This is a genomic window from Streptomyces sp. NBC_00029 (assembly GCF_045160505.1).
GTDB lineage: Bacteria > Actinomycetota > Actinomycetes > Streptomycetales > Streptomycetaceae > Streptomyces.
Genome location: NZ_CP108292.1, coordinates 6934315 through 6960414, shown reverse-complemented (window position 1 = coordinate 6960414; position 26100 = coordinate 6934315). Strand labels below are relative to the sequence as shown.

The 26100-nt window shown below is 72.7% G+C and carries 22 protein-coding genes; 11 read left to right on the top strand and 11 right to left on the bottom strand.

Annotated features, from left to right (window positions below):
* Positions 1 to 70: 70 nt before the first annotated feature.
* Entirely contained in the window at positions 71 to 985 is a 915-nt protein-coding gene (locus OG753_RS32280) for a glycosyltransferase (protein ID WP_405791109.1), read from the bottom strand.
* A gap of 382 nt (positions 986 to 1367) precedes the next feature.
* Between OG753_RS32280 and OG753_RS32275 the strand changes: the two genes are divergently transcribed.
* Genes OG753_RS32275 through OG753_RS32245 form a run of 7 tightly spaced genes read left to right on the top strand, consistent with a single transcriptional unit; the run spans position 1368 to position 11000 of the window.
* Entirely contained in the window at positions 1368 to 2468 is a 1101-nt protein-coding gene (locus tag OG753_RS32275; protein ID WP_327265113.1) for a Gfo/Idh/MocA family oxidoreductase, read from the top strand.
* Between the two features lie 56 nt (positions 2469 to 2524).
* Complete coding sequence (locus tag OG753_RS32270; RefSeq protein ID WP_405791108.1) at positions 2525 to 3577, top strand: NAD-dependent epimerase/dehydratase family protein; 1053 nt, start codon at positions 2525 to 2527, stop codon at positions 3575 to 3577.
* Positions 3574 to 4740, top strand: a complete 1167-nt coding sequence (locus tag OG753_RS32265) for a DegT/DnrJ/EryC1/StrS family aminotransferase (RefSeq protein WP_327265111.1) — start codon at positions 3574 to 3576, stop codon at positions 4738 to 4740. Before OG753_RS32270 ends, OG753_RS32265 begins: the two co-directional genes overlap by 4 nt.
* Complete coding sequence (locus tag OG753_RS32260) at positions 4737 to 5510, top strand: NeuD/PglB/VioB family sugar acetyltransferase (RefSeq protein ID WP_405791107.1); 774 nt, start codon at positions 4737 to 4739, stop codon at positions 5508 to 5510. Before OG753_RS32265 ends, OG753_RS32260 begins: the two co-directional genes overlap by 4 nt.
* Positions 5507 to 6622, top strand: a complete 1116-nt coding sequence (locus tag OG753_RS32255) for a DegT/DnrJ/EryC1/StrS family aminotransferase (RefSeq protein ID WP_405791106.1) — start codon at positions 5507 to 5509, stop codon at positions 6620 to 6622. Before OG753_RS32260 ends, OG753_RS32255 begins: the two co-directional genes overlap by 4 nt.
* Positions 6623 to 6654: 32 nt before the next feature.
* The gene (locus tag OG753_RS32250) at positions 6655 to 9954 is read left to right on the top strand and encodes a DUF4082 domain-containing protein (RefSeq protein ID WP_405791105.1); all 3300 of its coding nucleotides are present in this window, start codon (positions 6655 to 6657) and stop codon (positions 9952 to 9954) included.
* The gene (locus OG753_RS32245) at positions 9951 to 11000 is read left to right on the top strand and encodes a glycosyltransferase (RefSeq protein ID WP_327265107.1); all 1050 of its coding nucleotides are present in this window, start codon (positions 9951 to 9953) and stop codon (positions 10998 to 11000) included. Before OG753_RS32250 ends, OG753_RS32245 begins: the two co-directional genes overlap by 4 nt.
* 17 nt (positions 11001 to 11017) lie before the next feature.
* On the opposite strand, the gene OG753_RS32240 is transcribed toward OG753_RS32245, so the two are convergent.
* Positions 11018 to 11719 (bottom strand): hypothetical protein, encoded by a 702-nt coding sequence (locus tag OG753_RS32240; protein ID WP_405791104.1) that lies wholly within the window; start codon positions 11717 to 11719, stop codon positions 11018 to 11020.
* Between the two features lie 80 nt (positions 11720 to 11799).
* Between OG753_RS32240 and OG753_RS32235 the strand changes: the two genes are divergently transcribed.
* Both OG753_RS32235 and OG753_RS32230 read left to right on the top strand, forming a co-directional pair.
* Positions 11800 to 13815, top strand: coding sequence for an O-antigen ligase family protein (locus OG753_RS32235; RefSeq protein ID WP_405791103.1), 2016 nt, complete (start codon positions 11800 to 11802; stop codon positions 13813 to 13815).
* On the top strand, positions 13761 to 14732 hold the full coding sequence (locus OG753_RS32230) for a glycosyltransferase (RefSeq protein WP_405791102.1): 972 nt from the start codon (positions 13761 to 13763) through the stop codon (positions 14730 to 14732). The genes OG753_RS32235 and OG753_RS32230 overlap by 55 nt, the downstream gene beginning before the upstream one ends.
* Before the next feature lie 6 nt (positions 14733 to 14738).
* Here OG753_RS32230 and OG753_RS32225 read toward each other — a convergent pair whose 3' ends face one another.
* A complete protein-coding gene (locus OG753_RS32225; protein ID WP_405791101.1) occupies positions 14739 to 15662 on the bottom strand; it encodes a sigma-70 family RNA polymerase sigma factor in 924 nt (307 codons plus the stop codon).
* 181 nt (positions 15663 to 15843) lie between these two features.
* On the opposite strand from OG753_RS32225, the gene OG753_RS32220 reads away from it, so the two are divergent.
* Together OG753_RS32220 and OG753_RS32215 are read left to right on the top strand one after the other, a co-directional pair.
* Positions 15844 to 17004, top strand: a complete 1161-nt coding sequence (locus OG753_RS32220; protein WP_405791100.1) for an amidohydrolase family protein — start codon at positions 15844 to 15846, stop codon at positions 17002 to 17004.
* A gap of 54 nt (positions 17005 to 17058) precedes the next feature.
* On the top strand, positions 17059 to 17526 hold the full coding sequence (locus tag OG753_RS32215; RefSeq protein WP_405791099.1) for a cupin domain-containing protein: 468 nt from the start codon (positions 17059 to 17061) through the stop codon (positions 17524 to 17526).
* On the opposite strand, the gene OG753_RS32210 is transcribed toward OG753_RS32215, so the two are convergent.
* From OG753_RS32210 to OG753_RS32175, 8 genes are read right to left on the bottom strand one after another with little or no spacing between them, the layout of a single operon-like run.
* On the bottom strand, positions 17523 to 18338 hold the full coding sequence (locus tag OG753_RS32210; RefSeq protein ID WP_405791098.1) for a glycosyltransferase family 2 protein: 816 nt from the start codon (positions 18336 to 18338) through the stop codon (positions 17523 to 17525). The two genes, OG753_RS32215 and OG753_RS32210, sit on opposite strands and share 4 nt — an antisense overlap.
* Before the next feature lie 22 nt (positions 18339 to 18360).
* Complete coding sequence (locus OG753_RS32205) at positions 18361 to 19431, bottom strand: hypothetical protein (protein ID WP_405791097.1); 1071 nt, start codon at positions 19429 to 19431, stop codon at positions 18361 to 18363.
* Between the two features lie 6 nt (positions 19432 to 19437).
* Positions 19438 to 20889 carry a lipopolysaccharide biosynthesis protein gene (locus OG753_RS32200; RefSeq protein ID WP_327265098.1) on the bottom strand — a complete coding sequence of 484 codons (1452 nt, stop codon included), beginning with the start codon at positions 20887 to 20889 and terminating at the stop codon, positions 19438 to 19440.
* A complete protein-coding gene (locus OG753_RS32195; protein WP_405791096.1) occupies positions 20886 to 21644 on the bottom strand; it encodes a chain length determinant protein in 759 nt (252 codons plus the stop codon). The genes OG753_RS32200 and OG753_RS32195 overlap by 4 nt, the downstream gene beginning before the upstream one ends.
* A 22-nt stretch (positions 21645 to 21666) precedes the next feature.
* Positions 21667 to 22809, bottom strand: a complete 1143-nt coding sequence (gene wecB / locus OG753_RS32190) for a non-hydrolyzing UDP-N-acetylglucosamine 2-epimerase (RefSeq protein WP_327265096.1) — start codon at positions 22807 to 22809, stop codon at positions 21667 to 21669.
* Between the two features lie 4 nt (positions 22810 to 22813).
* Positions 22814 to 24070 carry a nucleotide sugar dehydrogenase gene (locus tag OG753_RS32185; protein ID WP_327265095.1) on the bottom strand — a complete coding sequence of 419 codons (1257 nt, stop codon included), beginning with the start codon at positions 24068 to 24070 and terminating at the stop codon, positions 22814 to 22816.
* Complete coding sequence (locus tag OG753_RS32180) at positions 24070 to 24840, bottom strand: WecB/TagA/CpsF family glycosyltransferase (protein ID WP_327265094.1); 771 nt, start codon at positions 24838 to 24840, stop codon at positions 24070 to 24072. The genes OG753_RS32185 and OG753_RS32180 overlap by 1 nt, the downstream gene beginning before the upstream one ends.
* Positions 24837 to 26006, bottom strand: a complete 1170-nt coding sequence (locus tag OG753_RS32175; protein WP_327265093.1) for a hypothetical protein — start codon at positions 26004 to 26006, stop codon at positions 24837 to 24839. Before OG753_RS32175 ends, OG753_RS32180 begins: the two co-directional genes overlap by 4 nt.
* Positions 26007 to 26100 lie beyond the last annotated feature (94 nt).

Sequence of the window (26100 nt, the reverse complement as noted above, 5' to 3'; positions counted from 1 at the left end):
GAGTGGAACCCTAATGGGTGTACGGGCCAACTGTGGTGCGTACAGCGGGATTCGGCCGCCCGTCTCGGGTTCAGCCCTGCCTGCTGCTCTCGTCCCGGAGCCAGGTGGAGAAGTCCTGGTCGCGGATCGCCTTCCGGGACCCCCGGCGGGCGGCGAGCGCGGCCACCACGAACACCACCACCCCGGGCAGCAGCGCCGGCTGGGCCCGCAGCAGGGCGCGCAGATCGGCCGTGCCGGTGCGCGCGGACGGCGCGGCCGCCCGCTCCGGCGCCTGCTCCGGCACCCGCTTCGGCACCCGCTCCCCCGCGTGCGAACCGGCCCGTTCCGCCGCCTGGAAGCGCTCGAACTCGGCGGAGGAGGTCGCGGCGCGGACCCGGCGCCTGATCAGGTCGGACCAGGTGCGCGGCGGATGGACGACGACCCGGGCCTCCTCGACCACGCGCCGCTCGCCCGGCCCGAAGGCGAGGGACGCGGCCAGGTCGTCGGCCATCAGCGGGGGCAGTGCGGCGATCCGCGCGTGCCCGGCCTCGGACACGGCGATGACCCCCCGGCCGAACAGGCCCTCCCGGACGGCGGGCAGCTTCTGCCACACCCGGTAGTAGGCCCGGACCGGCCACGCGCAGCCGGCCAGCGGGATGTCCCGGCCCGGGGCCGCGGCGAGGAGGGCCGGGCTCCGGTCGAGGGTGCTCACGAGGGCCCGTACGTCGGCGGCCCCGACGACCACGTCCGCGTCCACGTAGAGCCGGGGAAAGCCCCGGGCGTGCTCGTCGCCGGCCCGAAGTGCCAGATGTTTCGAGGGAGTCGGGATCTCCACCACGCGTACGCGGTCGCCGCGCGCGCCCGCCACGCGGGCGGTGTCGTCCGTACAGCCGTTGCACACCACGACGATGTCGGGTCCGGCCGCCGAGGTGTCGGCCAGGAGCGCGTCGAGGAGCCGGCCGATGACCCGGCCTTCGTTGTGGGCCGGTATCACGATGCTGGTCACCCGGGCAGTATGCATGCTCGAACACCCGCTCCACGCGATTCCGCCAACTCTGCCCGGGGGTAGGCCCGGTGGACTAGATTGAGCGGCGCCGACCGGATTCGGCACGCTTCGGCGACGCCGGAATCCGGAACGGGCCGGGACGGCCCGGAGCGGCAAGGGGTACGGGTTCGGCTGCTTGTGGGGAACAGGCTGCCGGGCCGGGGGGCGAAAGCACGCGAATCGCAGAGAGCATCGGTTGTGGGGGGCCATCACCGTTGAGCAGGTCACGCACGCGACGCGCAGGCGTCCGGGCTGCCGTCGACGGCACTTCCCTCCATCACACGCGTCCCGGCCATGAGTTGGCGACACGCCGTCCGGCGTGCGCGGAAGGAAGGGGAACGCTGTGAAGGACACCGCGAAGGACGCGGAGCAGAGCGCCGGCGGCAACGGCCGGGGGTCCGCGGGCCCCTTAGGCGTCGCCGTGGTCGGTGCGGGCTACTGGGGCCCCAATCTCGTCCGCAACTTCCAGTCCAGCGAGCAGTTCCGGCTGCGGTGGCTCTGCGACCTGAACGTCGACCGCGCCCGGCAGGTGCTCGGCGCCTACTCCACGGTCCAGGCGACCGACGACTACGAGGCGGTCCTCGCCGACCCGGACGTCGACGCGGTCGCGGTGGCCACTCCGGCCGGTACGCACCTGGACGTCGCTCTGGCCGCCCTGCGCGCCGGGAAGCACGTCCTCGTGGAGAAGCCCCTCGCGGCCACGTACGAGGACGGGCTGCGGCTGGTGAACGAGGCCGAGGAACGCGGTCTCACCCTGATGTGCGACCACACGTACTGCTACACCCCGGCGGTGGGCCGGATCCGGGAGATGGTCCGCTCCGGCGAACTCGGCGACATCCACTACGTGGACTCGGTACGGATCAACCTGGGGCTCGTCCAGAAGGACATCGACGTCCTGTGGGACCTCGCCCCCCACGACCTGTCCGTCCTGGACTTCATTCTCCCGGACCACGTCCGGCCGGTCGCCGTCGCAGCCCACGGAGCCGATCCGATCGGGGCCGGCCAGTCCTGCGTGGCCTATCTGACGCTCCAGCTGAACACCGGCGCCATCGCGCACGTGCACGTCAACTGGCTCTCCCCGACCAAGGTGCGCACCACCATGGTCGGCGGCTCCAAGCGCACCCTGGTGTGGGACGACCTCAACCCCACGCAGCGGGTCGCGGTGTTCGACCGCGGAGTGGACCTGAGCACCCCGCAGGAGATCGGCGCGGACGAGCGCCGGGACATGCTCGTCTCCTACCGCACCGGCGACATGGTGGCGCCCGCGATCGGTGAGAAGGAGGCTCTGCGCAGCATGGTCGAGGAGTTCGCCGCGTCCATCAGGACGGGGCGGCCGCCGCTGACCGACGGCCGGGCGGGACTGAAGGTACTGGACATCCTGGAAGCCGCCTCCCGGAGCCTGGAGTTCCGCGGAGCGGTCGTCGGACTGCGCACCGGGCGTTGACCGACCGCAGTCCGATCACACGCAAGACCACGACCGAATTCAGTGGGGGCAGGGCGTTGAGCAGCGTACGAGGCAAGAGGATTCTGGTCACCGGAGGGGCGGGCACGATCGGCTCGCACCTGGTGGACCTGCTGGTGGACAACGGGGCACGCGAGGTCGTGGTGCTCGACAACTTCGTGCGGGGTCGGACGGCCAACCTGGCCCGCGCCCTGCCGAGCGGCGTGGTGGAGGTCGTCGAGGGCGACATCCGCGACGTGGCCGCGGTGCGCAAGGCGACGGAGGGCGCGGAGCTGGTGTTCCACCTCGCCGCCATCCGGATCACCCAGTGCGCGGAGGAACCGCGGCTGGCGAACGAGGTCATGGTCGACGGCACCTTCAACGTGCTGGAGGCGGCCGCGGCCGCCGGGGTGGGCAAGGTGATCGCCTCGTCCTCCGCCTCGGTCTACGGCCTGGCCGAGCAGTTCCCGACCACCGAGCGCCACCACGCGTACAACAACGACACCTTCTACGGTGCGGCGAAGGCCTTCAACGAGGGCGTGCTGCGCAGCTTCCACTCCATGTACGGGCTGGACTACGTGGCCCTGCGCTACTTCAACGTGTACGGCCCCCGGATGGACATCCACGGGCTCTACACCGAGGTGCTGATCCGCTGGATGGAGCGGATCGCCGCGGGCGAGCCGCCGCTGATCCTCGGCGACGGCACCCAGACCATGGACTTCGTCCACGTCCGGGACATCGCGCGGGCCAATCTGCTGGCCGCGGAGTCCGATCTGACCGATGAGGTCTTCAACGTCGCGAGCGGGACCGAGACCAGCCTGCTCGACCTGGCGCTCGGGCTGCTGGAGGCGATGGGCGCGGACGGGCTGGTGCCCGAGCACGGACCCGCGCGGGCCGTGAACGGCGTCACCCGCCGGCTCGCGGACACCTCGCAGGCCGCGGAACGCCTCGGCTTCACCGCCGGGATCGACCTGCGCAGCGGGCTGCGGGACCTGGTCGACTGGTGGCGGGCCGAGCGGGCCGCCGACGCGGCCACCGCGAACGCCACCGCCAACGCCACCGCCAACGTCACCGCGAACGCCGCCGACGGGGCAGCCGGGGCGGCTCGATGAGCGCCCCGGACGCCGCTCCGGACGCCTCCGCCGCCCGGATCCCGGTGATGGTGCCCTGGCTCGGCGAGGAGGAGGCCAAGGCCGCGGCCGACGCGGTGCTCTCCGGCTGGGTGGCCCAGGGCCCCCGCGTCGCCGAGTTCGAACGGGCCTTCGCCGAGCGCGTGGGCGCCGAGCACGGCATCGCGGTGAGCTCGTGCACCACCGCCCTGCACCTGGCCCTGATCGCGCTGGAGCTCGGTCCGGGCGACGAGGTGATCGTCCCCTCCCTGTCGTTCATCGCGACCGCCAACGCGGTGCGCTACGTGGGTGCGCACCCGGTGTTCGCCGACGTCGAGGAGGCCACCGGCAACCTCACCCCGGCCACCGTGGACGCGGTCCGCACACCCCGGACGAGGGCGGTGCTCGCCGTCCACCAGGGCGGGGTGCCCGCGGACGTGCACGCGCTGCGCGCGGCGTGCGCCGACTGGGACGTGCCCCTGGTGGAGGACGCCGCCTGCGGCATCGGCGCGACGGTGGGCGGCAAGTCGGTGGGCCACGGCGCCCTGCTCGCCGCCTGGTCCTTCCACCCCCGCAAGGTGATCACCACCGGCGAGGGCGGCATGCTGACCACCGACGACGCGCAGTGGGCCGAACGGCTGCGCCGGCTGCGCGAGCACGGCATGAACGTGTCCGCCGCGCAGCGGCACGCGAGCAGCAAGCCGATCGCAGAGAGCTATCTGGAGGTCGGCTACAACTACCGGATGACCGACATCCAGGCCGCGGTGGGTCTGGTGCAGCTCGGCAGGCTGGACGAGATCGTGGCCCGGCGGCGCTCGCTCGCCGCCCGGTACGCGGAGCTGCTGGGCGCGGTTGCGGGCGTGCGCCCGGTCCGGGACCCCGGACACGGCCAGGGCAACTTCCAGTCGTACTGGGTGCTGCTCGCCGAGGACTTCCCGGTCGGCCGGGACGAGCTGCTCGCGGTGCTGTCGGAGGCCGGGATCTCGGCCCGGCGCGGCATCATGGCCTCGCACCTGGAGCCGGCGTACGCGGACCACGGCGCGGCGCCGCTGCCGGTCACCGAGCGGATCAGCCGCGACTCCCTGATCCTGCCGCTGTTCCACACGATGACGCGGGAGCAGCAGGACCGGGTGGTGGCGGTGCTGCGCGAACAGGCGGGCGGATGAGCGGCCCGCAGCGGCGGACCGAGGACCTGCTGATCGTCGGCGCGGGCGGGTTCGCCCGCGAGACCGCCCAGGCCGTACGGGACGCTGCCGCCGCGGCGGCGGCGTACGGCCGGGCCCCGCAGTGGCGGCTCGCCGGGCACCTCGACGACGATCCGGCCCTGCACGGCCGGGAGGTCGACGGGGTGCCGGTGCTGGGCGGCAGCCACCTCGTGCACGAACTGTCGGCCGCCCGGGTGGTGGTCTGCGCGGGCAGTCCGCGCGACTACGCCGTACGGGCCCGCCTGGTGCGGCGCCTGGGGCTGCCCGGGAGCCGTTACGCGACGGTGGTCCACCCCACGGCGGTGGTGTCGGGGTCCTCGCTGCTCGGCGCGGGTTCGGTCCTGCTCGCGCACAGCGTGCTGACGGCCGCCGTGCGCCTCGGGTCCCACGTGGCGGTGATGCCGCACGTGGTGCTCACCCACGACGACCGGGTCGGGGACTTCGCCACGCTCGCCTCGGGGGTCCGCCTCGGCGGCGGGGTCCGGCTGGGGCGCGGGGCGTACGTGGGCGCGGGCGCGCTGGTGCGCGAGGGCACCACGGTCGGCGCCTGGTCGCTGACCGGGATGGGAAGCACGGTCCTGGCCGATGTGCCGCCGGGTGAGGTGTGGGCCGGAAGCCCCGCCCGCCGGCTGCGCGAGGCGGGCGGTCCGGCGCTCGACGAGCTGCGGGCCGATGGCGAGGAGACGGCCGGCCGTTGGCCGGAGACACGGATGGGGAGCACATTCGCATGAACCAGATACCGCTGGTCGACCTGAAGGCGGCGCACGCCGAGGTCGCCGAGGAATTACGGGCGGGCTTCGACCGTGTGCTCGCCGACACCGCTTTCATCGGCGGTGCGGAGGTCCGCGCGTTCGAGCGCGAGTACGCCGAATTCGCCGGGGTCGGGCACTGCGTGGGTGTCGCCAACGGCACCGACGCCCTGGAACTCGCCCTGCGGGCGAGCGGGGTGGGCGTGGGCGACGAGGTGGTGCTGCCCGCGAACACCTTCATCGCCACGGCGGGCGCCGTCGCCCGGATCGGGGCCCGGCCGGTGCTGGTCGACTGCCTCCCCGACACCCTGCTGATGGACCCGCGGGCGGCCCTGGAGGCCGTCGGCAAGGCCACCCGCGCGGTGGTCCCCGTCCACCTCTACGGGCAGTGCGCCGACACCGCGGCGCTCGTCGCGGGGCTGCCGGCCCACGTGAGGATCGTCGAGGATGCCGCGCAGAGCCAGGGCGCGACCCGCGACGGCCGTTCCGCCGGCAGCGGGGGCATCGCCGCGACCAGCTTCTACCCGGGCAAGAACCTGGGGGCGTACGGCGACGCGGGCGCGGTGGTGACCGACGACGAGGGGCGCGCGGACCTGGTCCGGGCGCTGGCCAACCACGGCGGCGTGGCCAAGTACCGTCACGACGTGGCCGGGTTCAACAGCCGGCTGGACGGCCTGCAGGCCGTGGTCCTGCGGGCGAAGCTGGCCCGGCTGGCCGACGGGAACGCGGCCCGCAGGGCCGCCGCCGCCCGCTACGACGAGCTGCTGGGCGACCTCGCCGGCTCCGGACGGGTCACCCTGCCGGTCACGGCGGAGGGCAACGTCCACGTGTGGCACCTGTACGTCGTCCGGGTGGCCGGGGCGGACCGCGACGCCGTCGTCGGCAAGCTCAACGCCGAGGGCATCGGCGCGGGTGTGCACTACCCGGCCCCGGTGCACCTCACCCCGGCCTTCGGCCATCTCGGCCACGGCCGCGGCGACTTCCCGCACGCCGAGCAGGCGGCGGACCGGATGCTCTCGCTCCCCCTCTTCCCGCAGATCACCGCTGCCCAGCAGCAGCGGGTCGTGGACACGCTCCGCGACGCCCTGCGCTGACCCCTCGCGCTCACGCAAACAATGAGGTCCAGATGAACAGACGGACAAGGTTGCTCCGTTACGGTCTCTTCACCGTGGTCGCGGCCTTGATGGCCACGGTCATGCCGCCGGCGGCGGTGGCCGGTGCGGCCGATCCCTGCGGTCCCACCACGAACGCCATCGTGTGCGAGAACTCCAAGCCCGGCACGCCGATGGAGGACTGGTTCGCACCCAGCGCCTACGGCGACATCAAGGGCTTCCCGGCCCAGACGAGCGTCCAGGCCGGCGAAACCCTGCAGTTCAAGATCCAGTCGTCGACGGCGTACAAGGTCTCGGTCTACCGCCTCGGCCACTACGGCGGCACCGGCGCCCGCCTGATGTCGACCGCGGCCCAGGCGGCCCAGACGTACCCGGCAAACTTCGCGCCGGGCGGCAACCCGGCGGCCTGCGCCAAGAAGGCCGCCACCGGTCTGGTCGACTGCGGGAACTGGCCCGTCACCGCGACGTGGGCCGTGCCGGCCGACGCCGTGTCCGGGCTCTACGTCGTCAACTTCGACCAGGCGGACGGCAACGGCGTGATGCCCTACCCGTTCGTCGTCCGCAACGACTCCAGCCACTCCGACATCGTCGTGCAGACCAGCGACCAGACCTGGCAGGCGTACAACAACTACGGCGGCCAGGACCTGTACGACGGCGGCGGCCCCGCCCCGGACGGGCGGGCGTACGAGGTCAGCTACAACCGGCCCATGGACATCGGCGGGGACAACGGGATCTACGGTTCCGAGTTCCAGATGGTCGCCTGGCTGGAGCGCAACGGCTACGACGTGAGCTACATGTCCGGAATCGACATGTCGGTGCGCGGCGCGACCCTGATGCCCAACCACAAGGTCTTCATGTCCTCCGGGCACGACGAGTACTGGACCCAGGACCAGTTCACCAACGCCCTGAACGCGCGCCGGGCGGGGCAGCACCAGACGTACTTCGCGGGCAACGAGATCTTCTGGAAGACCCGTCTCGCCCCGAGCATCGACGGCGCGAACACCGCCAACCGGACGCTGGTCTCGTACAAGGAGACCAAGCTGTCCTTCCCGCAGCCGAACGGCATCCCCGACCCGAGCGGGATCTGGACGGGCACCTTCATGGACCCGGCCGGCGCCACCAACGGGCGGCCCTTCCAGCCGCAGAACCAGCTGACCGGTTCGATGTTCAGCGTCAACGGGTACCGCAGCGACGCGATCACCGTGCCCGGCACCTTCGCCAAGCAGCGGCTGTGGCGCAACACCACGGTGGCGAGCCTCACCCCGTCCCAGACGGCCACGTTCCCCGCCGGCACGCTCGGCTACGAGTGGGACAGCGACGTGGAGAACGCCAGCCGGCCCGCCGGGCAGATCCAGATGTCCTCCACCACCGTGGACATCGAGGACGGCAAGCTCCTGAAGGACTACGGCAACACGTACGGGAACGGCACCGCGACGCACAGCCTGGTCGCCTTCCGCGACCAGACCTCGCACGCGCTGGTCTTCGGCGCGGGAACGGTGCAGTGGTCCTGGGGCCTGACCAACATGCCCACCGGCAATCCGGACGACGCGGTGGTCACCGAGGACAAGCGGATGCAGCAGGCCACGGTGAACGTGTTCGCCGACATGGGCGTCCAGCCCAGGTCGCTGCAGAGCAACCTGGTCGCCTCCACCGCCTCCACGGACACCGTGGGCCCGGGCATCACGGTGACCAGCCCCGCGGCGAACGCGACCGTACCGGCGCTGCGGCCGGTGACCGTCACGGGCACGGCCACCGACACCGGCGGCGGCGTGGTCGCCCGGGTGGAGGTGTCCACCGACGGAGGGACGACCTGGAAGGCGACCACGGGCCTGGCGTCCTGGAGCTACACGTGGACCCCGACCGTGCAGGGCTCCGCGCAGATCAAGGTGCGCGCGGTCGACGACAGCGTCAACATCGGCGCCACCACCACGGTGCCGCTGACGGTGGGACCCCAGCAATGCCCCTGCACGGTGTGGCCCGCCGCGGCCGTACCGGGCACCGTCAACGCCGGTGACGGCAGCGCCGTCGAGCTCGGCGTGAAGATCCGGTCCTCGGTGGCCGGTTCGATCACCGGTGTCCGCTTCTACAAGTCCCCCGCGAACACCGGCACCCACACCGGCAGCCTGTGGAGCAGCACCGGCCAGCGCCTGGCCACCGGCACCTTCACCAACGAGACGGCCTCCGGCTGGCAGCAGCTGAACTTCGCCACCCCGGTCCCGGTCAAGGCGAACACCACCTACGTCGCCTCCTACTTCGCCCCGCACGGCGGCTACTCCTTCGACACCACCTTCGCCGCGGGCAGCGCGGGCCTCGCCCCGCTCACCGCGCTGAAGAGCGGCACGGACGGCGGCAACGGCGTCTACCGCTACAGCGGCACGGGCGGGTTCCCGTCCACCGCCTCGTCAGGCAGCAACTACTGGGTGGACGCGGTCCTGGACACCTCCACCGCGAGCACGGCCCCGCCCACCGTGACCGCCACCTCGCCTCAGTCCGCGGCCACCGGCACCCAGATCACCGCGGCCGTGACGGCCACCTTCAGCAACGCGATCGACGCGGACACCCTGGTGTTCTCGGTGAAGGACTCCGGCGGCGCGGCCGTACCGGGCACCAAGGTGCTGGGCGCGTCGAACAGCGCGACCTTCACCCCGTCCTCCGAACTGGCCCTGAACTCCACCTACACGGCGTCGGTCCAGGCCGCCGACCTGTGGGGCAACGCGATGGGCGCGCCGGTCACGTGGAACTTCACCACGAGCGCCAGTCCGCCGACGGTGAACTGCCCGTGCACGTTGTGGAACGGCGCGGCGACGCCGAGCAGCGCCAATGTGGGCGACGACGCCAACTCCGTGGAACTGGGCACCCGTTTCCAGTCCGCGGTGAACGGCTACATCACCGGTGTCACCTTCTACAAGGGCCCCGGCAACACCGGCACGCACACCGGCAGCCTGTGGTCCGCCTCCGGCACCCTGCTGGCGACCGGCACCTTCGGCAGCGAGACCCTGACCGGCTGGCAGCAGCTGCAGTTCGCCACGCCGGTACCCATCACGGCGGGCACCACGTACGTGGCCTCCTACCACGCGCCGAACGGCAACTACTCGGTGGACGGCGGCTACTTCACCGGTGCCCACCGCTCCTACCCGCTGGTGGCCCCGGCCGACGCGGCCGGCAGCGCCAACGGGCTCTACAAGTACGGGGCGGCCACGGTCTTCCCCTCGAACACCTTCGGCTCGGTGAACTACTGGGTCGGCCCGGTCTTCACCACCACCGCCCCGGTCGCGGCGCAGGCCGGGCCGTCCACGGAGGTGAGCGGGCAGTGAGCACCGTCAGCGTGGTGATCCCCTGCTACAAGTACGGCCACTTCCTGGCGGACTGCGTCAAAAGCGTGCTGGACGAGCAGGAGGGCGTGGACGTCCGGGTACTGATCATCGACGACGCCTCGCCCGACGACTCCGCGGAGGTCGCCCGCGCACTGGCGGCCTCCGACCCGCGGATCGAGGTACGGGTCCACGAGAGCAACAAGGGCCACATCGCCACCTACAACGAGGGCCTGCTGGAGTGGGCCGACGGGGACTACGTCGCCCTGCTGTCGGCGGACGACCGGCTGGTCCCCGGGGCCCTGGTGCGGGCGGCGGCCCTGCTCGACGCCCATCCGGAGGCGGGGTTCTGCTACGGCAGGCCGCTGCGCTTCCGGCACGGCGGGCCGCTGCCCGCGGCCCGTACCCGCAGCACCGGATCGGTCGTCTACCCCGGACGGTGGTGGCTGGACCGGCGGTTCCGGGAGGGCACCGGGTGCATCACCTCACCCGAGGTGGTCGTCCGCACCAGCCTCCAGCGCAAGGTCGGCGGCTACGACCCCCAGCTGCCGCACGCCGGTGACATCGAGATGTGGATGCGGCTCGCGGCGCACGCCGACGTGGGCTACGTCCAGGGGGCCGACCAGGCCTTCTACCGGGTCCACGGCAACAACATGTCCACCACGGACTTCGGCGGGCAGCTCGACGACCTGCGCCAGCGCCTCGTCGCCTTCGACTCGGTGCTGGACAAGTGCTCCGGGCTGCTGCCGGGCTCCGACCGGCTGGCACTGTCGGCGCGCACCCGGCTCGCCCGGTACGCACTGCGGCGCGCCTACCGGGCGTACGACCGGGGCCGCACCGCGGTGGTGCCGGTCGACGAGCTCGTGGAGTTCGCCGCGGAGTGCCTGCCCGAGGACTACACCTCGCTGGCCGAGTACCGGGCGCTGCTCAGGCGGCGGCGCATCGGGGCGCGCACCATGCCCTACCTCCAGCCGCTCGTGCTGTCGGCCGTGGCCGACCGGGGGCGCGAGTGGCTGTGGTGGCGGTCCTGGAAGCGCCGAGGGATCTGATGATCCGCCCCGTGCGTTCAGCGGGTCGCCCCGGCGAGGGGCGCCCGCTCGGGCTCCTCGGCCCGGACCACCGGACCGGCGTCGGCGGCAGTGCGCCGGCGCCGGCTCCGGCTCCGGCGTGTCAGGAGCCGGTCGGTCCACAGGGCCGCGACCACGCCGCCGACGCCGCCCAGCAGGGCGGCCCCGGCGAGGCCGCGGCTCTTGTTGCCGGTCTGCACCACCGCGGTGGGCGGCACCAGGAGCGTCACGCTCATCCGCGCGGCGTCCGGAACGCCCTGCTGCGTCTGCAGGTCGGTGAGGTGCTTGGTGTAGACCTCGATGATCTTCCGGACGGCCGCGTCGGCGGCGGCCGGCCCGGCCTGCTCCGCCTGGATCTGGAGCGAGGGGATCAGGTAGCGAGGGGTGACGCTGGTTCCGCTGTTGCGCGGGATCAGCCGGTAGGTGCCGTGCACTCCTGCGGTGCGGAGCTCGTCGGCACCGGCGGGCGAGTCCAGCTGCTGCACCGCGGCGTAGGAGACGGCGGCGAGCGGCGGCTGCAGATTGGCGAGCTGGTTGGGCTGGGTGTCCGTCACCGGCGGCTTCAGTACGACGATCGCCGTGCTCAGGTACGTCCGGGTGGGGTGCAGGACCTGCCACGCTCCGGCGGCCGCGAGCACCGCCGCCACGACCAGGACGTACCAGCGCCGACGCAGCGCACGGACCAACTCACCAGGCGACACAGGGATTCCTTCCGTTGTGACCGATCTTTGCAGGACATGGGTAGGCCCGCCATCAATTGCGGCCTGTCCGGGGGGTGTTCATGAGCATCGGTGAGATCGTGGCGGTGCTCCGGCGCCGCTGGTACGTGATGGTGCCGTTGACGCTGATCAGCCTGCTCGCGGGGGTGCACCTGTTCCGTTCGGTGCCGGTGGCCTACCAGTCGGAGAGCTCGGTGGCGCTGCTGGACTCCACCGCGGTGGCCGAACTGGCCCCCGCCTTCGGCAATCCCATCGCGAACGCCGGCGGTTCGCTGGTGGTCACCGCGGACGTGCTGATCAGGACGCTGTCGGGGACGGACGCGGCGCGGGACCTGCAGGGCATCGGTGTGACCGATCCCTACACGGTCGGGTTCGCCGCGAACACCTCGGGACCGATGCTGACGCTGTCCGTCACGGGCACCGACCGGACGAAGGTGCTGGAGGAGACCAACAAGCTGACGGCGTTCGCCGGGGAGACGCTCAACGCGCTCCAGGCCGCGGCCAAGGTCAAGCCCGCGTACATGGTGCAGACGGCCCCGGTGGTGCTGCCGCAGACGCCGGTGCCGCAGATGAAGAGCCGCTACCAGCAGGTGCTGGGCGTCGTCATCCTGGGCACCACGGCCGCCTTCACCCTCTCCTTCCTGACGGACAGCCTGCTGGCGACGCTGCGGCGGCGTCGCTCGGCCTCGGACGCCCCGGCGCGGGGGCGCGGCCGCCGCAAGCCCTGGGGGCGGCAGCTGGACGCGACCGCCCTGCTGAGCTGCTACCTGGCGCTGGCCTTCTTCATCCCCTCGAACCTGACCCTGCCCGGGATGGGCGGTGTGGGCACTCCTGCCAACGTGTTCGCGCTGCTGTGCCTGTTCTGGTACCTGGCGGCGTGGATCACCGGCCGGCTGCGGCCGGCCCCCGGCACCCGGCTGCCGCGGGTGGTGATGTGCCTGCTGGCCTTCTCCGTGCTGGCCTCCTACCTCGCGAACGCGATGCGCGGCAGCTCGCACAAGGAGATCCTGGCGGCGGACCGCGGGCTGATCGGACTGCTCGTCTGGGTGTCCCTGGTGGTGCTGGTCTCCGCGGGGATCCAGGACCGGGCCCGGCTGGACGTGCTGCTGCGCCGGGCCGTGGTGATGGGCACGATCGTGGCGGCCGTCGGCTTCTACGACTTCTTCACCGCGACGAACATCGCCGACAGCATCTCCATCCCGGGCCTCCAGTCCAGCGTCGCCCAGATCACCACCCTGGACCGGGGCTCCTTCACCCGGCCGCGGGCCACCACGGCGCAGCCCCTGGAGTTCGGCGGGATGCTCGCCATCCTGCTGCCCTTCGCCGTGCAGCAGGCCTTCGATCCGGTACGGGGGCACCTGCGCGCCTGGCGGCGCTGGGGTCCGGTGGTGCTCATGGGCGGCGCCCTGCCGCTGACGGTGTCGCGGACCTCCATCATCGGGGCGCTCATCGTGGTGCTGGTGATGGTGCTGCGGTGGAAGCCGGAGCGGCGGTGGGCGGCGATCGGTCTGCTGATGGGCTCGGTGGCCTGCTTCAAGGTGATCATCCCGGGGCTGATCGGCACCATCACCGCGCTCTTCGCCTCGTTCGTGACGAACTCCGACAGCAGCACCCAGGCCAGGACCGTCAAGTACAGCGCGATCGTCCCCTATCTCGGCGAACGGCCGCTGTTCGGCCGGGGCTTCGGGACCTTCCTGCCCGAGCTGTTCTTCTTCACCGACAACCAGTACATGCTCACCCTGGCGGAGATGGGCCTCGTGGGGCTGCTCGCGCTCCTGGTCCTCCTGTTCACCGGGATCCACCAGGGCGGTGCCATCCGCAGGCTGGCCCGCACCGAGTCCGACCGGGAACTGGGGCAGGCGTTCTTCGCCTCGGCCCTGGTCTCGCTCGTCATCGCCGCCACCTTCGACGCCCTCAGCTTCCCGATGTTCGCCGGGGTGTTCTTCCTGACGATCGCCGCCGGAGGCAGCTACCTCGGGTTCATCCGGCGCGCCGCGCCGGAGCCCGCAACCGTGGAGTCCCCATGCAGTTCAGTCAGCCGGCCGCCCGCCGACCGCATCCGGGTACCGGCCCCGTAGCGGTCCTCGTCGTCACCTGGAACAGCGCCCCGGTGCTTGCGGAGTTCCTCGCCTCGCTGCCCGAGGGCATGGCCGGGCTCGACTGGCGCCTGGTCGTCGCCGACAACGACTCGGCCGACGGCACCGTGGAGCTGATCCGTTCCCTGGCCCCGGACGCGACGGTCGTCCAGACCGGCCGCAACGCGGGGTACGCGGCCGGGGTGAACGCCGCCCTGGCGGCCGCCGCCGAGTGGGAGGGCGGCTTCGGGGCTGCCCTGGTCTGCAATCCGGACGTCCGGATGAGGCAGGGCTGCGCCAAGGTGCTCGTGGACGCGCTGGGCTCCGCGGCGCCCGGTGGCGGCCGGGTCGGGATCAGCGTCCCGCTGCTGTACGAGGAGGACGGCCGTACGCTCCTGCTCTCGCTGCGCCGGGAGTCCCTCGTGACGCGGGCGCTCGGCGAGGCGGTGCTCGGCAACCGCCGGGCCGGGCGGTTCCCGCGGTGGAGCGAGATGGTCACCGATCCGGCCGCGTACGAGCGGGCGACGGTCGCGGACTGGGCGACCGGTGCGCTGATGGCCCTGTCCGGGGAGTGCCTCGAAGCCTGCGGGGCCTGGGACGAGTCCTTCTTCCTGTACTCGGAGGAGACCGAATACTGCCTGCGGGCCCGCGACCGCGGCTTCGTGACCCGGCTGGAGCCCGCGGCCACGGCCACCCATCTCGGCGGCGACTCGCAGGTGTCGCCGCGGCTGTGGACCCTGCTGACGCTCAACCGGGTCCGGCTCTACGGGCGCCGGCACGGGGCCGCGGCGACCGCCGCGTTCCGTGCGGCCGTACTGCTCCGGGAGACCTCCCGGGCAGCGCTCGGCCGGCCCGCCAGCCGGGCGGCCGCCCGCGCCCTGGCCGGCCGCCGCGCCCTGCGGGCCACGCCCGGGCCGTGATGACCCTCAGACCGCGGGCGGCCGGATTCCGGCGAGCTTGTCCGGGTTGGTGATCGAGAAGACGTGGGCGATCCGGTCCCCTTCGGGGGACAGGTCCACCACGACGACGGCCAGCGGGCTGCCGTCGGCGAGGACGAGGGCGCCGGGGTCGCCGGCCACCCGGCGGTGGCGGAGGTCGAAGCCCTGCGCCGGCAGGGCGCCGGCGACGGCCATGAAGACGGCCGCGACGCTGTCGCGGCCGCGGACAGGGTGCAGGCTGACCGCGGGGCCCTTGCCACCGCCGTCGGTCCAGAGCGTCACATCGGGTGCGAGGAGTTCGAGGAGCGTCCGCAGGTCGCCGCCGAGCGCGGCCGCGGCGAAGCGCTCGGTGACCTGCGCGTGCAGGTCCGCCCCGGGCCGGTGCCGGGGCCGGCGGGCGTGGACGTGGCGGCGCGCCCGGGTGGCGAGCTGGCGGACGGCCGTCGGCGAGCGGTCCAGGATCCGCGCGATCTCCGGGTGCGCGAATCCGAACACCTCGTGCAGGACGAACACGGCGCGTTCCAGCGGGGACAGCGTCTCCAGGACGACGAGCAGGGCCATGGACAGTGCCTCGGCCCGCTCGGCCCCCGCGGCAGCATGATCGTCGGCGGCCGTCAGCGGCTCGGGCAACCACGTGCCCACGTAGCTCTCCTGACGGCGACTCAATTCGGCCCGCCGCGCGAGCGCCTGGTTCACGGCGATCCGCACCAGGTACGCGCGGGCGTTCTCGACGGGCTCGGCGTCGGGCCTGCGGTGCCGGGCGGACCAGGCCAGCCACACGTCCTGGAGCACGTCCTCGGTGTCGGCGACGGTGCCCAGCATGTTGTAGACCACCGAGAAGAGCAGTTCGCGGTGGCCGAGGAAGCGGTCGGTGACGGAGTCGACCGGGTGGGGCGGCGGCGTGGCGGTCATGCGTCCTCCTTGTCTGCCATGACCGAAGAGGTCCCCGGGGCCGGGAGTGTGACACGGGGCGGCCCGGATGTGAGGCCCGTCACGGCGCCCCGCCGTGACGTCACAGCCGGAGGCCGCTGCGCCCTCTGTGGTGATGTCCGGGGAGGAAGGGCCTTCCCGGCACGCTGGAGGAGGACCTTTCATGCGTACACGGATCCACGGCGTCCGCGTCTTCGACGGCGAGCGCAGTGCCGGTGTCCGGGACGTGATCCTGGAGGACGACCTCGTCGTGGCGGTCTGCGCCCCCGAGGCCCGCGACGCTTCCGGGCCCGCCGATGCCGAGGTCGACGGCCGGGGCAGGACCCTGCTGCCGGGGCTGATCGACGCGCACACCCACGTCTTCGACGGCAGTCTCGCCGAGGCCCTGCGCCACGGGGTCACCACCGAGATCGACATGTTCTGCCTGCCGCGCCCCCTCGCCCGGCACCGGCGGCTCGCGGCCGGCCGCGACGACGTCGCCGATCTGCGCAGCGCCGGCACGCTGGCGACCGCACCCGGCGGCCACCCGACCCAGCTGCTCGCCGCGCTGACCGGCACGCTGCTCGACCCGCGGGACGTGACGGAGATCGACTTCGTGACCGCTGCGGCGCAGGCCGCGGACTTCGTGAAGGCGCGGCTCGCCGAGGGCAGCGACTTCCTCAAGCTCGTCATCGACGACGGGACGGTGCACGGCGACGATCTGCCCGTCATGTCCCCGGCGGTCGCGGCCGCCCTGACCTCGGCCGCCCGTGCGGCCGGGCTCCGGGTCGTCGCGCACGCGGTCACCGCCGCCGACGTGGTCACCGCACTCGACGCGGGGGTGGACGGGCTCGCCCACGTGTGGGCCGACCTCGGCCCGGACGACGCGGCTTCCGGGCGCCTCGCCCGGCGCGTACGCGACCAGGGCGTGTTCGTCGTGTCCACGCTCGCGTACTTCGAGGCGGTCGACGCCCAGGCGGCCGGGGGCGCGGCCTGTGTGCCCCCCGGCCGGTACCCGGCCGCCGTCGGCGCGCTCCGCGCGCTGCGCGAGGCCGGCGTCCCGCTGCTCGCCGGAACGGACGCCACCCCGTTCGCGCCCGCCCACGGCGCGGGCCTCCACCGTGAACTGGCGCTTCTCACGCGGGACGGCGGGCTGCGCCCGCAGGAGGCGCTGACCGCCGCGACGGTCCTGCCGGCCCGCCACTTCGGGCTGGCCGACCGGGGCCGGATCGCCCCGGGGCTGCGTGCGGACCTGCTGCTCGTGGAGGGCGACCCCACGCACGGGGTCCGGGCCCTGGGCGCGATCGCCGCCGTCTGGCGCCGCGGGATCCGGCAGGCCCGCTGAGCCCGGGCCCGCCCCCCGCCGCGTTCCGTCACCGCTTCCGGAAGGACCACACCCATGCCCCACGAACGCTTCGTCCTCCTCGATGCGGGAGAGGCCCGGCCGGGCCGGATCCCGCTGCCGCCCGCCTTCTCGGTGAAGGCGGCCACGGGGGACACCGAGGGACGCTTCTCCCTCCTCGAAGTGGTACTGGCGCGGGAGATCCCCCGCCACACCCACCACGGCGCGGACGAGGGCGTGTACGTGCTCGACGGCGAGCTCCTCGTCGACATCGGGCACCGCTCCCAAACCCTGACCGCCGGGCAGTTCGTACTGCTCCCCCACGGCGTACCGCACGCGCTGCGTCCCGGTCCCGGCGGGCCGCCGCGGGTCCTGCAGATCTCCTCGCCGGGCGGCTGGGAATGCTTCGTCGAGGACATGATCGAGGCCGGGCCGCGGCTCACCGTGGGGGGCGGGCTGGACCCGGCCCGGCTGAACGTGATCGCCGGGCGGCACGGCATCACGTACGAGGAACCGTCGCCCTAGGTAGATGTGCTGCCCGCCGCTCCGTCCCAACGGGTCCAGAAGCTGTCCGGGTTGACCAGGTAGCGGACGGTCGCCCGGGGCAGGTGGCGCACCTCGTGGCGGCGCCCGTAGCGGCGGACGAGTTCCCAGTCCTCGCGGGGCAGCACCTCGGGGGTGCGGCGCAGCCGGCTGAAGTACAGGGAGCGGTTGCGCCGCGCCACGAAGGCGTTGGTGTCGAGGAAGGCCTCGTGTGCGGCGCGGCGGCGGTCGAAGGGCACGGACAGGACGTCCCGGTCCGTGCCGTCGGGCAGCACCCTGCGCAGGGCGGTGTAGACGGCGTCGGGCCCGCCGGGCGGCTCCAGCGCGGCCAGGGCCTGTTCCAGGTGGTCGGGCTCCCACAGGTTGTCGTCGTCGAGGAAGGCCACGTAGCGCGATCGTGTCAGCCGGATGCCGACGTTGCGCACGACCCCGGCGGTCGCCGTGTTGCGGGCCAGGGACACCGCGAACAGCCTTGGGTCCTCGGGCAGTTCCGGCAGTCCGGCGCCGTCGTCGACGACGATGACCACCTGGTCGCGGGCCGTCTGGCCGAGGGCACTGCGCACGGCCGCGCGCAGTGCCTCGGGGCGCCGGTGGGTGGGGATGACGGTGGCGACCAGGGCGGCCGGGGGCTCGCCGAGGACGGCGCCGAGCCGGCGGGTCTCGGCGTCCTCGAAGCGGCGCAGCCGCAGGGCCGAGGGGGCCAGCAGGACCTTGTTCCTGGCTTCGAAGAGAACGAGCCAGCCGAAGGTCCGCTTGAGCAGTTCCCAGGGGGCCCGCGCGATCCGGCGCATCATGTCCTGTCGGTCCTCTCGGTGGTCAGGAGGCGGGTGGGGGCTCGACGGGTCTGCCGTCGGACATGCGGTTGCCCTTCCACACGTTTCCGGCGCCGCCCGCGTTCCAGGCGGTGGCCGTGCCGTAGGCCCCGCTCGCCGGGTGGTACTGGGTGGAGAAGACGTTGTCCGTGACCTGGATGCCGGTGGCGCCCGGGCCGCCGCCGTAGAGGGCGTACGCTCCCCCGGCCAGCCAGTTCCCTTCGACGACCACGGAGGAGACCACTCCGGTGTCGGCGAACAGGCCGACGGCTGCGGTGGCGCCCTTGTCCACCGCTGTGGAGTTCAGCAGCGTGTTGCGGCGGATGGTCAGCCGGCCCTTGTTGCCGCCGCCGCTGATGACGGCGTCGGTGTGCTGCCATTCGCCGCCCTGGTTGCGGAAGGCGACGAGGTCGTGGACGTAGTTGTCGTGCAGGTCCCCCTGGCCCATGGACAGGGCGTTGCCGAAGACCGAGATGTCGCACCAGCCGACCTCGATGGAGCTGCCGCCCATGTTCGATACGGCGTAGTTGACGCCTCCGTTGTCGGGGCCCTTGCCCGGGACGGCGGTGATCGTGGTGTGCAGGACCTTCAGTCCGCTGAAGCCGGGGCGCAGGTTGATGCCCCACCAGTTGGTCGACGTGATCCGGCTGTCGATGACGGTGACGTCGTTGGCGTAGATGTCGAGGGAGCCGCGGATGTCCCAGCCCTTGATGACCATGCCGTCCTTCTTGACGGACATGTTCCCGGTGTCGTGCCGTTCCAGGTCGATGCGCGGGCCGGTGGTGCTCGCGTCGGGGAACCCGCAGGTGCCGGGCGAGGTGCAGGGCGGGGCGGAGCTTGCCGGCGGCGGTTCGCCCGTCCCCGGCGAGGCGGTCGGGGACGGCGGGGCGGAGGTGGCCGGCGGGCTCGACGGTGCGGGCGGCGCCGTGGCGGAGGGTGCGGCGCTCCCGGTGGCGCCGGGCGCCGCCTCGTGCTCGTTCATGGCGGTGCGGTCCGCCCGGTAGAGGGTGAGGACGACGGCCAGGACCACTCCGGCGAGCAGCCATGCCGTCAGGCGCCTTCGGTGCTGTGTCACGGCTGCCTATCCCTTGAGTAATGCGCGGCCGGGCAGGACGCACAGGACGTAGCAGAGGGTGCCGGCGGCTCCGGTGGCCAGGAGCGCGAGCACGCTGTCGCCCAGGTACCGCTCCAGGAGGAGGAGTACGGCGGCCATCACGACGCCGCCGAGGAGCGGCCAGGCGCAGGCCCGGGCGACGGTGCCCAGGCGGATGCCCCCGCGGTGCAGGGCGAGGAGGAACACCGGGACCACGACGACTCCGGCGACCAGCACGTGCCCCTGGGCCACCCCGACGATCCCGCCGCCGCGGGCGCCGATCACGAGGACGGGGATCAGGATGATCAGCCAGAGTCCCTGGACGCCGATGAGCGAGCGGCGCCGACCGATGGCCACCAGGCAGTCGTAGGCGAGTTCGCAGCCGATGCGGACCAGACCGAGGGCCATCAGCCAGGGCAGGGCGCGGGCGGCGGGCAGCCAGCGTTCACCGTAGACGAGCTCCACGACGGGGGCCGCGAGTGCGGCGAGCAGGACGCAGATCGGTACGGTGCCCGCCATCACGACGCCGAGCGCCCGGCTGAAGCCGGCGGCCAGCGCCTGCGGGGAGTCGGCCAGCCGGGAGAAGCCCGCGAAGGAGACCCGGCGGGCGGCTTCGGAGATGATGCGTACGGGCCAGCCGGAGATGTTGAAGGCGAGCACGTAGAAGCCGAGGGCCAGGGGGTCCAGGACCGATCCGACCACCATGGTGTCCACGTTGACCACGCCGAGGGCGAGCATGCTGGCTCCGGCGAGCGGGAGCCCGAACCGGAGCAGTGCGCGGGCCTGTTCCCGGTCCCAGCCGAACTTCAGGGTGCCGGGCGCGGCGATGCAGCAGCCGATGAGCGCGGCCACGTTCCCCACCACGGAGCCCCAGGCGAAGCTCATCGCGCCCCAGCCGTCGATGGCGAGCAGCAGGGTGACTGCGGTGCTGAGCACGAAGTTGAGGCCGTCGACGGCCATCCGCCTGCCCTGCGCGAACTCCCGGGTGAGGAAGCCGGCGGGGACCTGGGAGAGCCCGTCGAGGATGACGCACAGGCACATCACCCGCAGGACGCCGGAGGCCTCGGGCGAGCCGAGCACCTCGGCCACCGCGGGGGCCACCGCGAACAGCACGGCGTACAGCAGGCAGCTGGAGGCGGCGCTGAGGGTGAGGACGGTCGGGGCGAAGCGGCGCGGGTCGCCCTCCCAGCGCACGATGGCCAGCGAGACGCCGAGTTCGTTCGCCGAGAGGAGGACGAGCAGGACGGTCTGGGCGATGCCGTACACGCCCCAGGCCTCGGGCCCGAGGAAGAAGCGGGCCAGGATGATGCCGGTCGCGAAGTTGCCGAGGCGCATGACCACGGTGTTGATGAGGCTCCACTTGGCCGCGGAGCCGACCTTGCGCCCCAGCGAGGGCGCCGCCGGGGTGGTGCTCTCGGTGTCCGCCGCGGGGCCGGTCACGGCGATCCGGGCGTACGGGAGCCGGCCGCGCCGGAGCCGGCCGGCTGGGCGACGGTCATGCGCAGGGTGGCCGTCGGGTCGCCGGCGCCGTCCGCGGCCGGTTCACCGCCCTCGACGCCCTCGCCGGGGGCGGGCCGGTGCCTGCCGGGCGAGGACCGCCTGCGCTTGCGGGCCTCCACGAAGAAGGTCGCCACCAGGCTGAGTACGAAGCCCAGCGCACCCGCCATGACCAGGAACTGGAGCCTGGCCTTGGTCTGCGCCTCCGGCTTCTGCGGGGGCACGATCGTCGCCATCCGGATCATGGCGTCGGGCGTCACCGACTGCTGGGTCTGGAACTCCAGCAGCCGCTTCTCGGCGTAGGTGGTGAGGATCTCGTCCGACTTCAGCACCGCGGCCGGATCGGTCCCCTCGACGCTGAGCCACATGTAGGGGCCCAGCGCGTTGTCGGCGATCTTCGCCTCGTGCACCCCGGTGAGGCCGAGGGACTTGAGGTCGGCCTTGGCGTCGTCGGAGTTGAGGTTGCGGGCCAGGCCGTCGGCCATCCCGGTGAGCGAGGCCTGGGTGCTCAGGAAGGGGTTGCCGTCGAAGGCCACCGTGGCCTTCTTCGAGTTCAGCAGGGTCACCGTGCTCTGCGACCGGTACTCCACCGGCACCAGCAGGTACACGCCGGCGGTGAGCGCCGCCGTGATCAGCAGTCCGGGCAGCAGCACGTACCAGCGTCTGCGCATGACCCGCCAGATCTCCGCGAGATCCATGGTCTTCCCCTTCGCCTTGCGTTTACAGCACGTGCTGTCGTTCGGTGGCCGCCTCGCGCGGGACGAGGTCGGTCGGGCGCGGCCGGGTGTGCGCGGGCGGGCCGTCGAGCAGGACCGCGGCGATGCGCTCGCTCGCCCGGCCGTCCCAGAGTGCGGGGCAGCGCGGCGCGGGCGGATGCTCGAGGACCCGGTTCACGGTGGCCGTGATGCGCTCCGGGTCCGTGCCCGCCAGCACGTTCGTGCCCTCCTCGACGGTGATGGGGCGCTCCGTGTTCTCCCGCAGGGTCACGCAGGGCACCCCGAGCGCGGTGGTCTCTTCCTGGATGCCGCCCGAGTCGGTGAGCACCACGCGGGCGGAGTCCTGCAGCGCGATGAAGTCGAGGTATCCGGCGGCCGGGACCAGCCGGATGCCGCCGGGTACGCCCAGTTCGGCCAGCCGCTCGGCGGCCCGCGGGTGCACGGGCAGCAGCAGCGGACAGCGGTCGGCGATCTCGCCCAGGGCCTTGAGCAGGCCGCGCAGCGCCCCGGGATCGTCCACGTTGGCCGGCCGGTGCAGGGTGACCAGGCCGTATCCGCCGCGGGTGAGCCCGTACCGGTCGAGGACGTCGGACTGCCTGGCCCGGTCCAGGTTGGCGAGGAGAGTGTCGATCATGACGTTGCCGACGACGTGGATCTGGTCCTCGCGGTAGCCCTCCGCCCGCAGGTTCACGGCGGCGTCGGGCGAGGGCGCCAGCAGGTAGTCGCTGAGCCGGTCGGTGGCGACCCGGTTGACCTCCTCGGGCATGCTCCAGTCCCGGCTGCGCAGCCCGGCCTCCACGTGGGCCAGCAGCGGGCCGGCCTTCGCGGTGACCAGGGCGCAGGCCAGGGTGGAGTTGATGTCGCCGACCACCACGACGGCGTCCGGAGCCAGTTCGTCGATCAGCGGCTCGAAGGCGGCCATCACCCGGCCGGTCTGCTGGGCGTGGCTGCCGGATCCGGCCCCCAGGTACCGGTCGGGCGGCCGGATGCCGAGGTCGCGGAAGAACACGTCGTTCATGGACGCGTCGTAGTGCTGTCCGGTGTGGACGAGGATCACCTCGGCGCCGCGGCGCTCCAGTGCGTCCATCACCGGTTTGATCTTCATGTAGTTGGGCCGGGCGCCGGCCACGCAGACGATTCTGGTCACGGGGTCAGAGCACCTCCACGGTGGGTCCGGAGACCCGGTTGCGGCAGTCGAGTACGTAGGAGGCGTGCTCGGTGACCATCTGGTAGTCGAAGGAGTCGTGGTCGGTGAGCAGGACGACCACGTCGGCGGCCGCCAGCTCCTTGCGGGTCGGCTCGACCCGCACCAGGCGGGCGTCGACCTTGATGCTCTCCACCACGTGGGGGTCGGCCGCGCGGACCTTGGCCCCCATGTCGAGGAGCAGCTGGGCGATGCGGACGGCGGGCGACTCCCGGGCGTCGCCGGTGTTCTTCTTGTAGGCGAGGCCCAGCAGCAGGACCTTGGAGCCGTTGACCGAGCGGCGTTTGGCGTTGAGCGCGTCGATCACGCGGCGCGTCACGTACTCGGGCATGTGGTTGTTGATGTCGTTGGCGAGTTCGACGAAGCGGAAGTTCTGGCCGAGCTCGCGCTGCACCCGCCAGTTGAGGTAGGAGGGGTCGATCGGCAGGCAGTGGCCGCCGACGCCCGGGCCGGGGGTGAACTTCATGAAGCCGAAGGGCTTGCTGGACGCCGCCTCGATGGCCTGCCAGACGTCGATGTCCAGGTGGCGGGCGAACATCGCGATCTCGTTGACGAGGGCGATGTTCACGTGGCGGAAGGTGTTCTCCAGCAGTTTGGCCAGCTCGGCCTCCTTGGGGGAGCGCACCGGCACGGTGGTGTCGACGAGGTCCCCGTAGAAGGCCTCGACGGCCTTCAGCGAGCGGGCGTCGACGCCGGAGACCACCTTGGGGGTCTGCTGGAAGCCCCAGACGGTGTTGCCCGGGTCGATGCGTTCGGGGCTGTAGCCGAGGTGGAAGTCCTCGCCCGCGGTGAGCCCGGAGCCGTCCTCCAGGATCGGTGCGAACAGCTCCTCGGTGGTGCCCGGGTAGGTGGTGGACTCCAGGATCACGGTGGCACCCGGGCGCAGGAAGCGGGCCAGGGTGTGCGCCGACTCCTCGATGTAGCGCAGGTCGGGAGCCCCGTCCTGTAAGGGCGTCGGGACGGTGACGACGGCGACGTCGAAGCCGCCGCAGTCCCGGGCCAGTTCGCTGGCGCGGTAGGTGCCGCGCGCCAGCGCGCGGGCCAGCCGTTCGGAGGAGACGTCCTCCACGTACGACTCACCGGCGGCGAGGCTCTTGACCCGCCGGGAGTCCACGTCGTAACCGATCACCTGGTGTCCGACCTCGGCGGCCCGGATGGCCAGCGGCAGTCCGACGTATCCCTGTCCCACGACGACGACGCGCATCAGTAACTCCTGTTCGCGGAAGGGGCGGACGGTGTGCGGCGGATGAGTTCCCGGACCGTCATGACGAGGAAGGCGGCGTTGGTGGTGAGGTAGCGCCTGCCGAGTCGGCGCGGCTCCTGGAGGGTGCGGTAGAACCATTCGAGTCCCATCCGCTGCCAGACCAGGGGGGCCCGCTTGGTGATGCCGGCGAGGATGTCGAAGGAGCCGCCCACTCCGTGGACGACGTGGGCGCCGGTGCGCTTGCCGTAGCCGGCGGTGAAGATCTCCTTCTTGGGCGAGGTCATGCCGAGGAACAGCAGCCGCGCTTCGCTGTCGGCGATGGCGTCCGCGATCGACTCCTGGTCGCCGTCGCCGAAGTAGCCGTTGCGGCTTCCGGCCACCCGGAGCTTGGGGAAGCGCTCGGAGATCTGCCCGAGCATCATCTCCAGGACGTCCTCCTGGGCCCCGAGCAGGTAGACGGGGATGTCCGCCACCTCGGCGGCGGCGAGCAGCCGCATGAACAGGTCGATGCCCGCGACCCGTTCGGGCAGCCGCACGCCCAGTACCCGGCCGGCCCAGACCACGGCCTGGCCGTCGGCCAGCACGAGGTCGCATCCGGCGACCGCCTCGGCGAGGAGGGGGTCGCGGCGCATGTTGACCAGCTTGGCGGCGTTGACCATGCCGATCTCGATCTGCTCGCCGCGGCGCACCGCGTCGAGGCAGCGCTGCACGGTCTCGTCCATGGTCAGCGGGTCCAGCGGGACCCCGAAGAGGGACTGTCGTCGTGTCATCTCTGGGGTCCCCCGAGCCAGGCGAAGAGCATCCAGCCGAACTCGTACGGACGGCACTCGCGGTCCACCGCGCCGGGGCGGAAGATCCGGTCGAGCGGTGCGAGCCGGGCGTGCGGGGCGACGCGGGTGGTGAGCCCGCGGGCGGCCCGGACGGCCTTCTTCGGGTCGCCGCGGTAGACCTTGCGCCAGGTGACGCCGAAGTCCTCGCGGATCATCGGCTCCCGCGGGGTCCCGAAGGGCCCGGCGAGTTCGGGCACGTCGGTCATCCAGCGCAGCCCGCGGCGGATGGCCGCGCCGAAGTCCGTACCGCCGGCCTCGGCCACGTCGAACAGGGCGGTGGGGGCCATCGCGTGCTGGTGGACGCTGTAGACCGGGTAGCCCTCGATCACGCCGCCCTCGCGGGCGTCGTAGTGCCACCACCACTGTCCGCCGTCGCCCTGCAGGTCGCAGATGCGGGCGGCGCAGGCGTCGGCGGCCGCGAGGGCCTCGAGGTCGTCGCCGCTCGCGTGCAGCCGGGCCAGTGCCTGCAGCGGATAGGTCTGGTCGGCGAAACAGGCCACGTGGGACCGGTAGCCGGGGACCAGTCCGGGCGCGGTGGCGTGCGGGAAGAGCGGGCTGTCGCCGACCCTCGCCGCCAGCAGCCGCTTCCGGGCCGCCGCGAGGCGCTCCTCCACGTCCACCACGGCGCGCGCGGCCGTGAGGGCGGAGAGCACCCAGGCCGCCTCGACCGTGTACTGCGGCCGGCCCGGTACGTCCAGCGCGGCCACCCGGTCGAGCGCGTCGGACAGTTTCGGATGTCCGGTCTCCGCGGCGGCCCAGGCGATGAGCGCCGCGTCGCCGAGGTTCACCACCCCCGCGAGCCGGTCCACGAGCACGCCCGTGAACTCGGCGGCGGAGCGCCCACCGAACAGCGCGCGCTGCCGGTCCTCGGGCAGGAAGCGGGCGCCCAGTGCGGTGATGGCCGCGTAGCGGGTGCTCGTTCCCCGCTGCTCCAGGCCGCGGGCGCCGTCGGGCGAGATGACTCCCGCCCTGGTGAACACGAAGTTCTCGGCCTCCGGCAGGTACATCGCGGGAAGCCCTGCCTCGGCCAGCGCGAGCAGCCGCTCGGCGAGGGCGTGCAGTGACGCGTCCTCGTCGGCCAGTGCCGCTAATCGTGTGATGGTCATCGGGTCCCCACCCCGAATCCCCTGGTGCTCCCCGCACCCCGTATGTCCGAGCTGTACGGCTCCAACACACCTACCCCCTCTGATCGTTCTCCTC

Coding starts and splice junctions, on each gene's coding strand:
- OG753_RS32265 (WP_327265111.1), top strand. CDS start 3,574: ATGAGCGCCCCGGACGCCGCTCCGGACGCCTCCGCCGCCCGGATCCCG.
- OG753_RS32225 (WP_405791101.1), bottom strand. CDS start 15,662: ATGACCGCCACGCCGCCGCCCCACCCGGTCGACTCCGTCACCGACCGC.
- OG753_RS32180 (WP_327265094.1), bottom strand. CDS start 24,840: ATGACACGACGACAGTCCCTCTTCGGGGTCCCGCTGGACCCGCTGACC.
- OG753_RS32230 (WP_405791102.1), top strand. CDS start 13,761: ATGCAGTTCAGTCAGCCGGCCGCCCGCCGACCGCATCCGGGTACCGGC.
- OG753_RS32250 (WP_405791105.1), top strand. CDS start 6,655: ATGAACAGACGGACAAGGTTGCTCCGTTACGGTCTCTTCACCGTGGTC.
- OG753_RS32255 (WP_405791106.1), top strand. CDS start 5,507: ATGAACCAGATACCGCTGGTCGACCTGAAGGCGGCGCACGCCGAGGTC.
- OG753_RS32260 (WP_405791107.1), top strand. CDS start 4,737: ATGAGCGGCCCGCAGCGGCGGACCGAGGACCTGCTGATCGTCGGCGCG.
- OG753_RS32195 (WP_405791096.1), bottom strand. CDS start 21,644: ATGGATCTCGCGGAGATCTGGCGGGTCATGCGCAGACGCTGGTACGTG.
- OG753_RS32215 (WP_405791099.1), top strand. CDS start 17,059: ATGCCCCACGAACGCTTCGTCCTCCTCGATGCGGGAGAGGCCCGGCCG.
- OG753_RS32185 (WP_327265095.1), bottom strand. CDS start 24,070: ATGCGCGTCGTCGTCGTGGGACAGGGATACGTCGGACTGCCGCTGGCC.
- OG753_RS32175 (WP_327265093.1), bottom strand. CDS start 26,006: ATGACCATCACACGATTAGCGGCACTGGCCGACGAGGACGCGTCACTG.
- OG753_RS32210 (WP_405791098.1), bottom strand. CDS start 18,338: ATGATGCGCCGGATCGCGCGGGCCCCCTGGGAACTGCTCAAGCGGACC.
- OG753_RS32220 (WP_405791100.1), top strand. CDS start 15,844: ATGCGTACACGGATCCACGGCGTCCGCGTCTTCGACGGCGAGCGCAGT.
- OG753_RS32235 (WP_405791103.1), top strand. CDS start 11,800: ATGAGCATCGGTGAGATCGTGGCGGTGCTCCGGCGCCGCTGGTACGTG.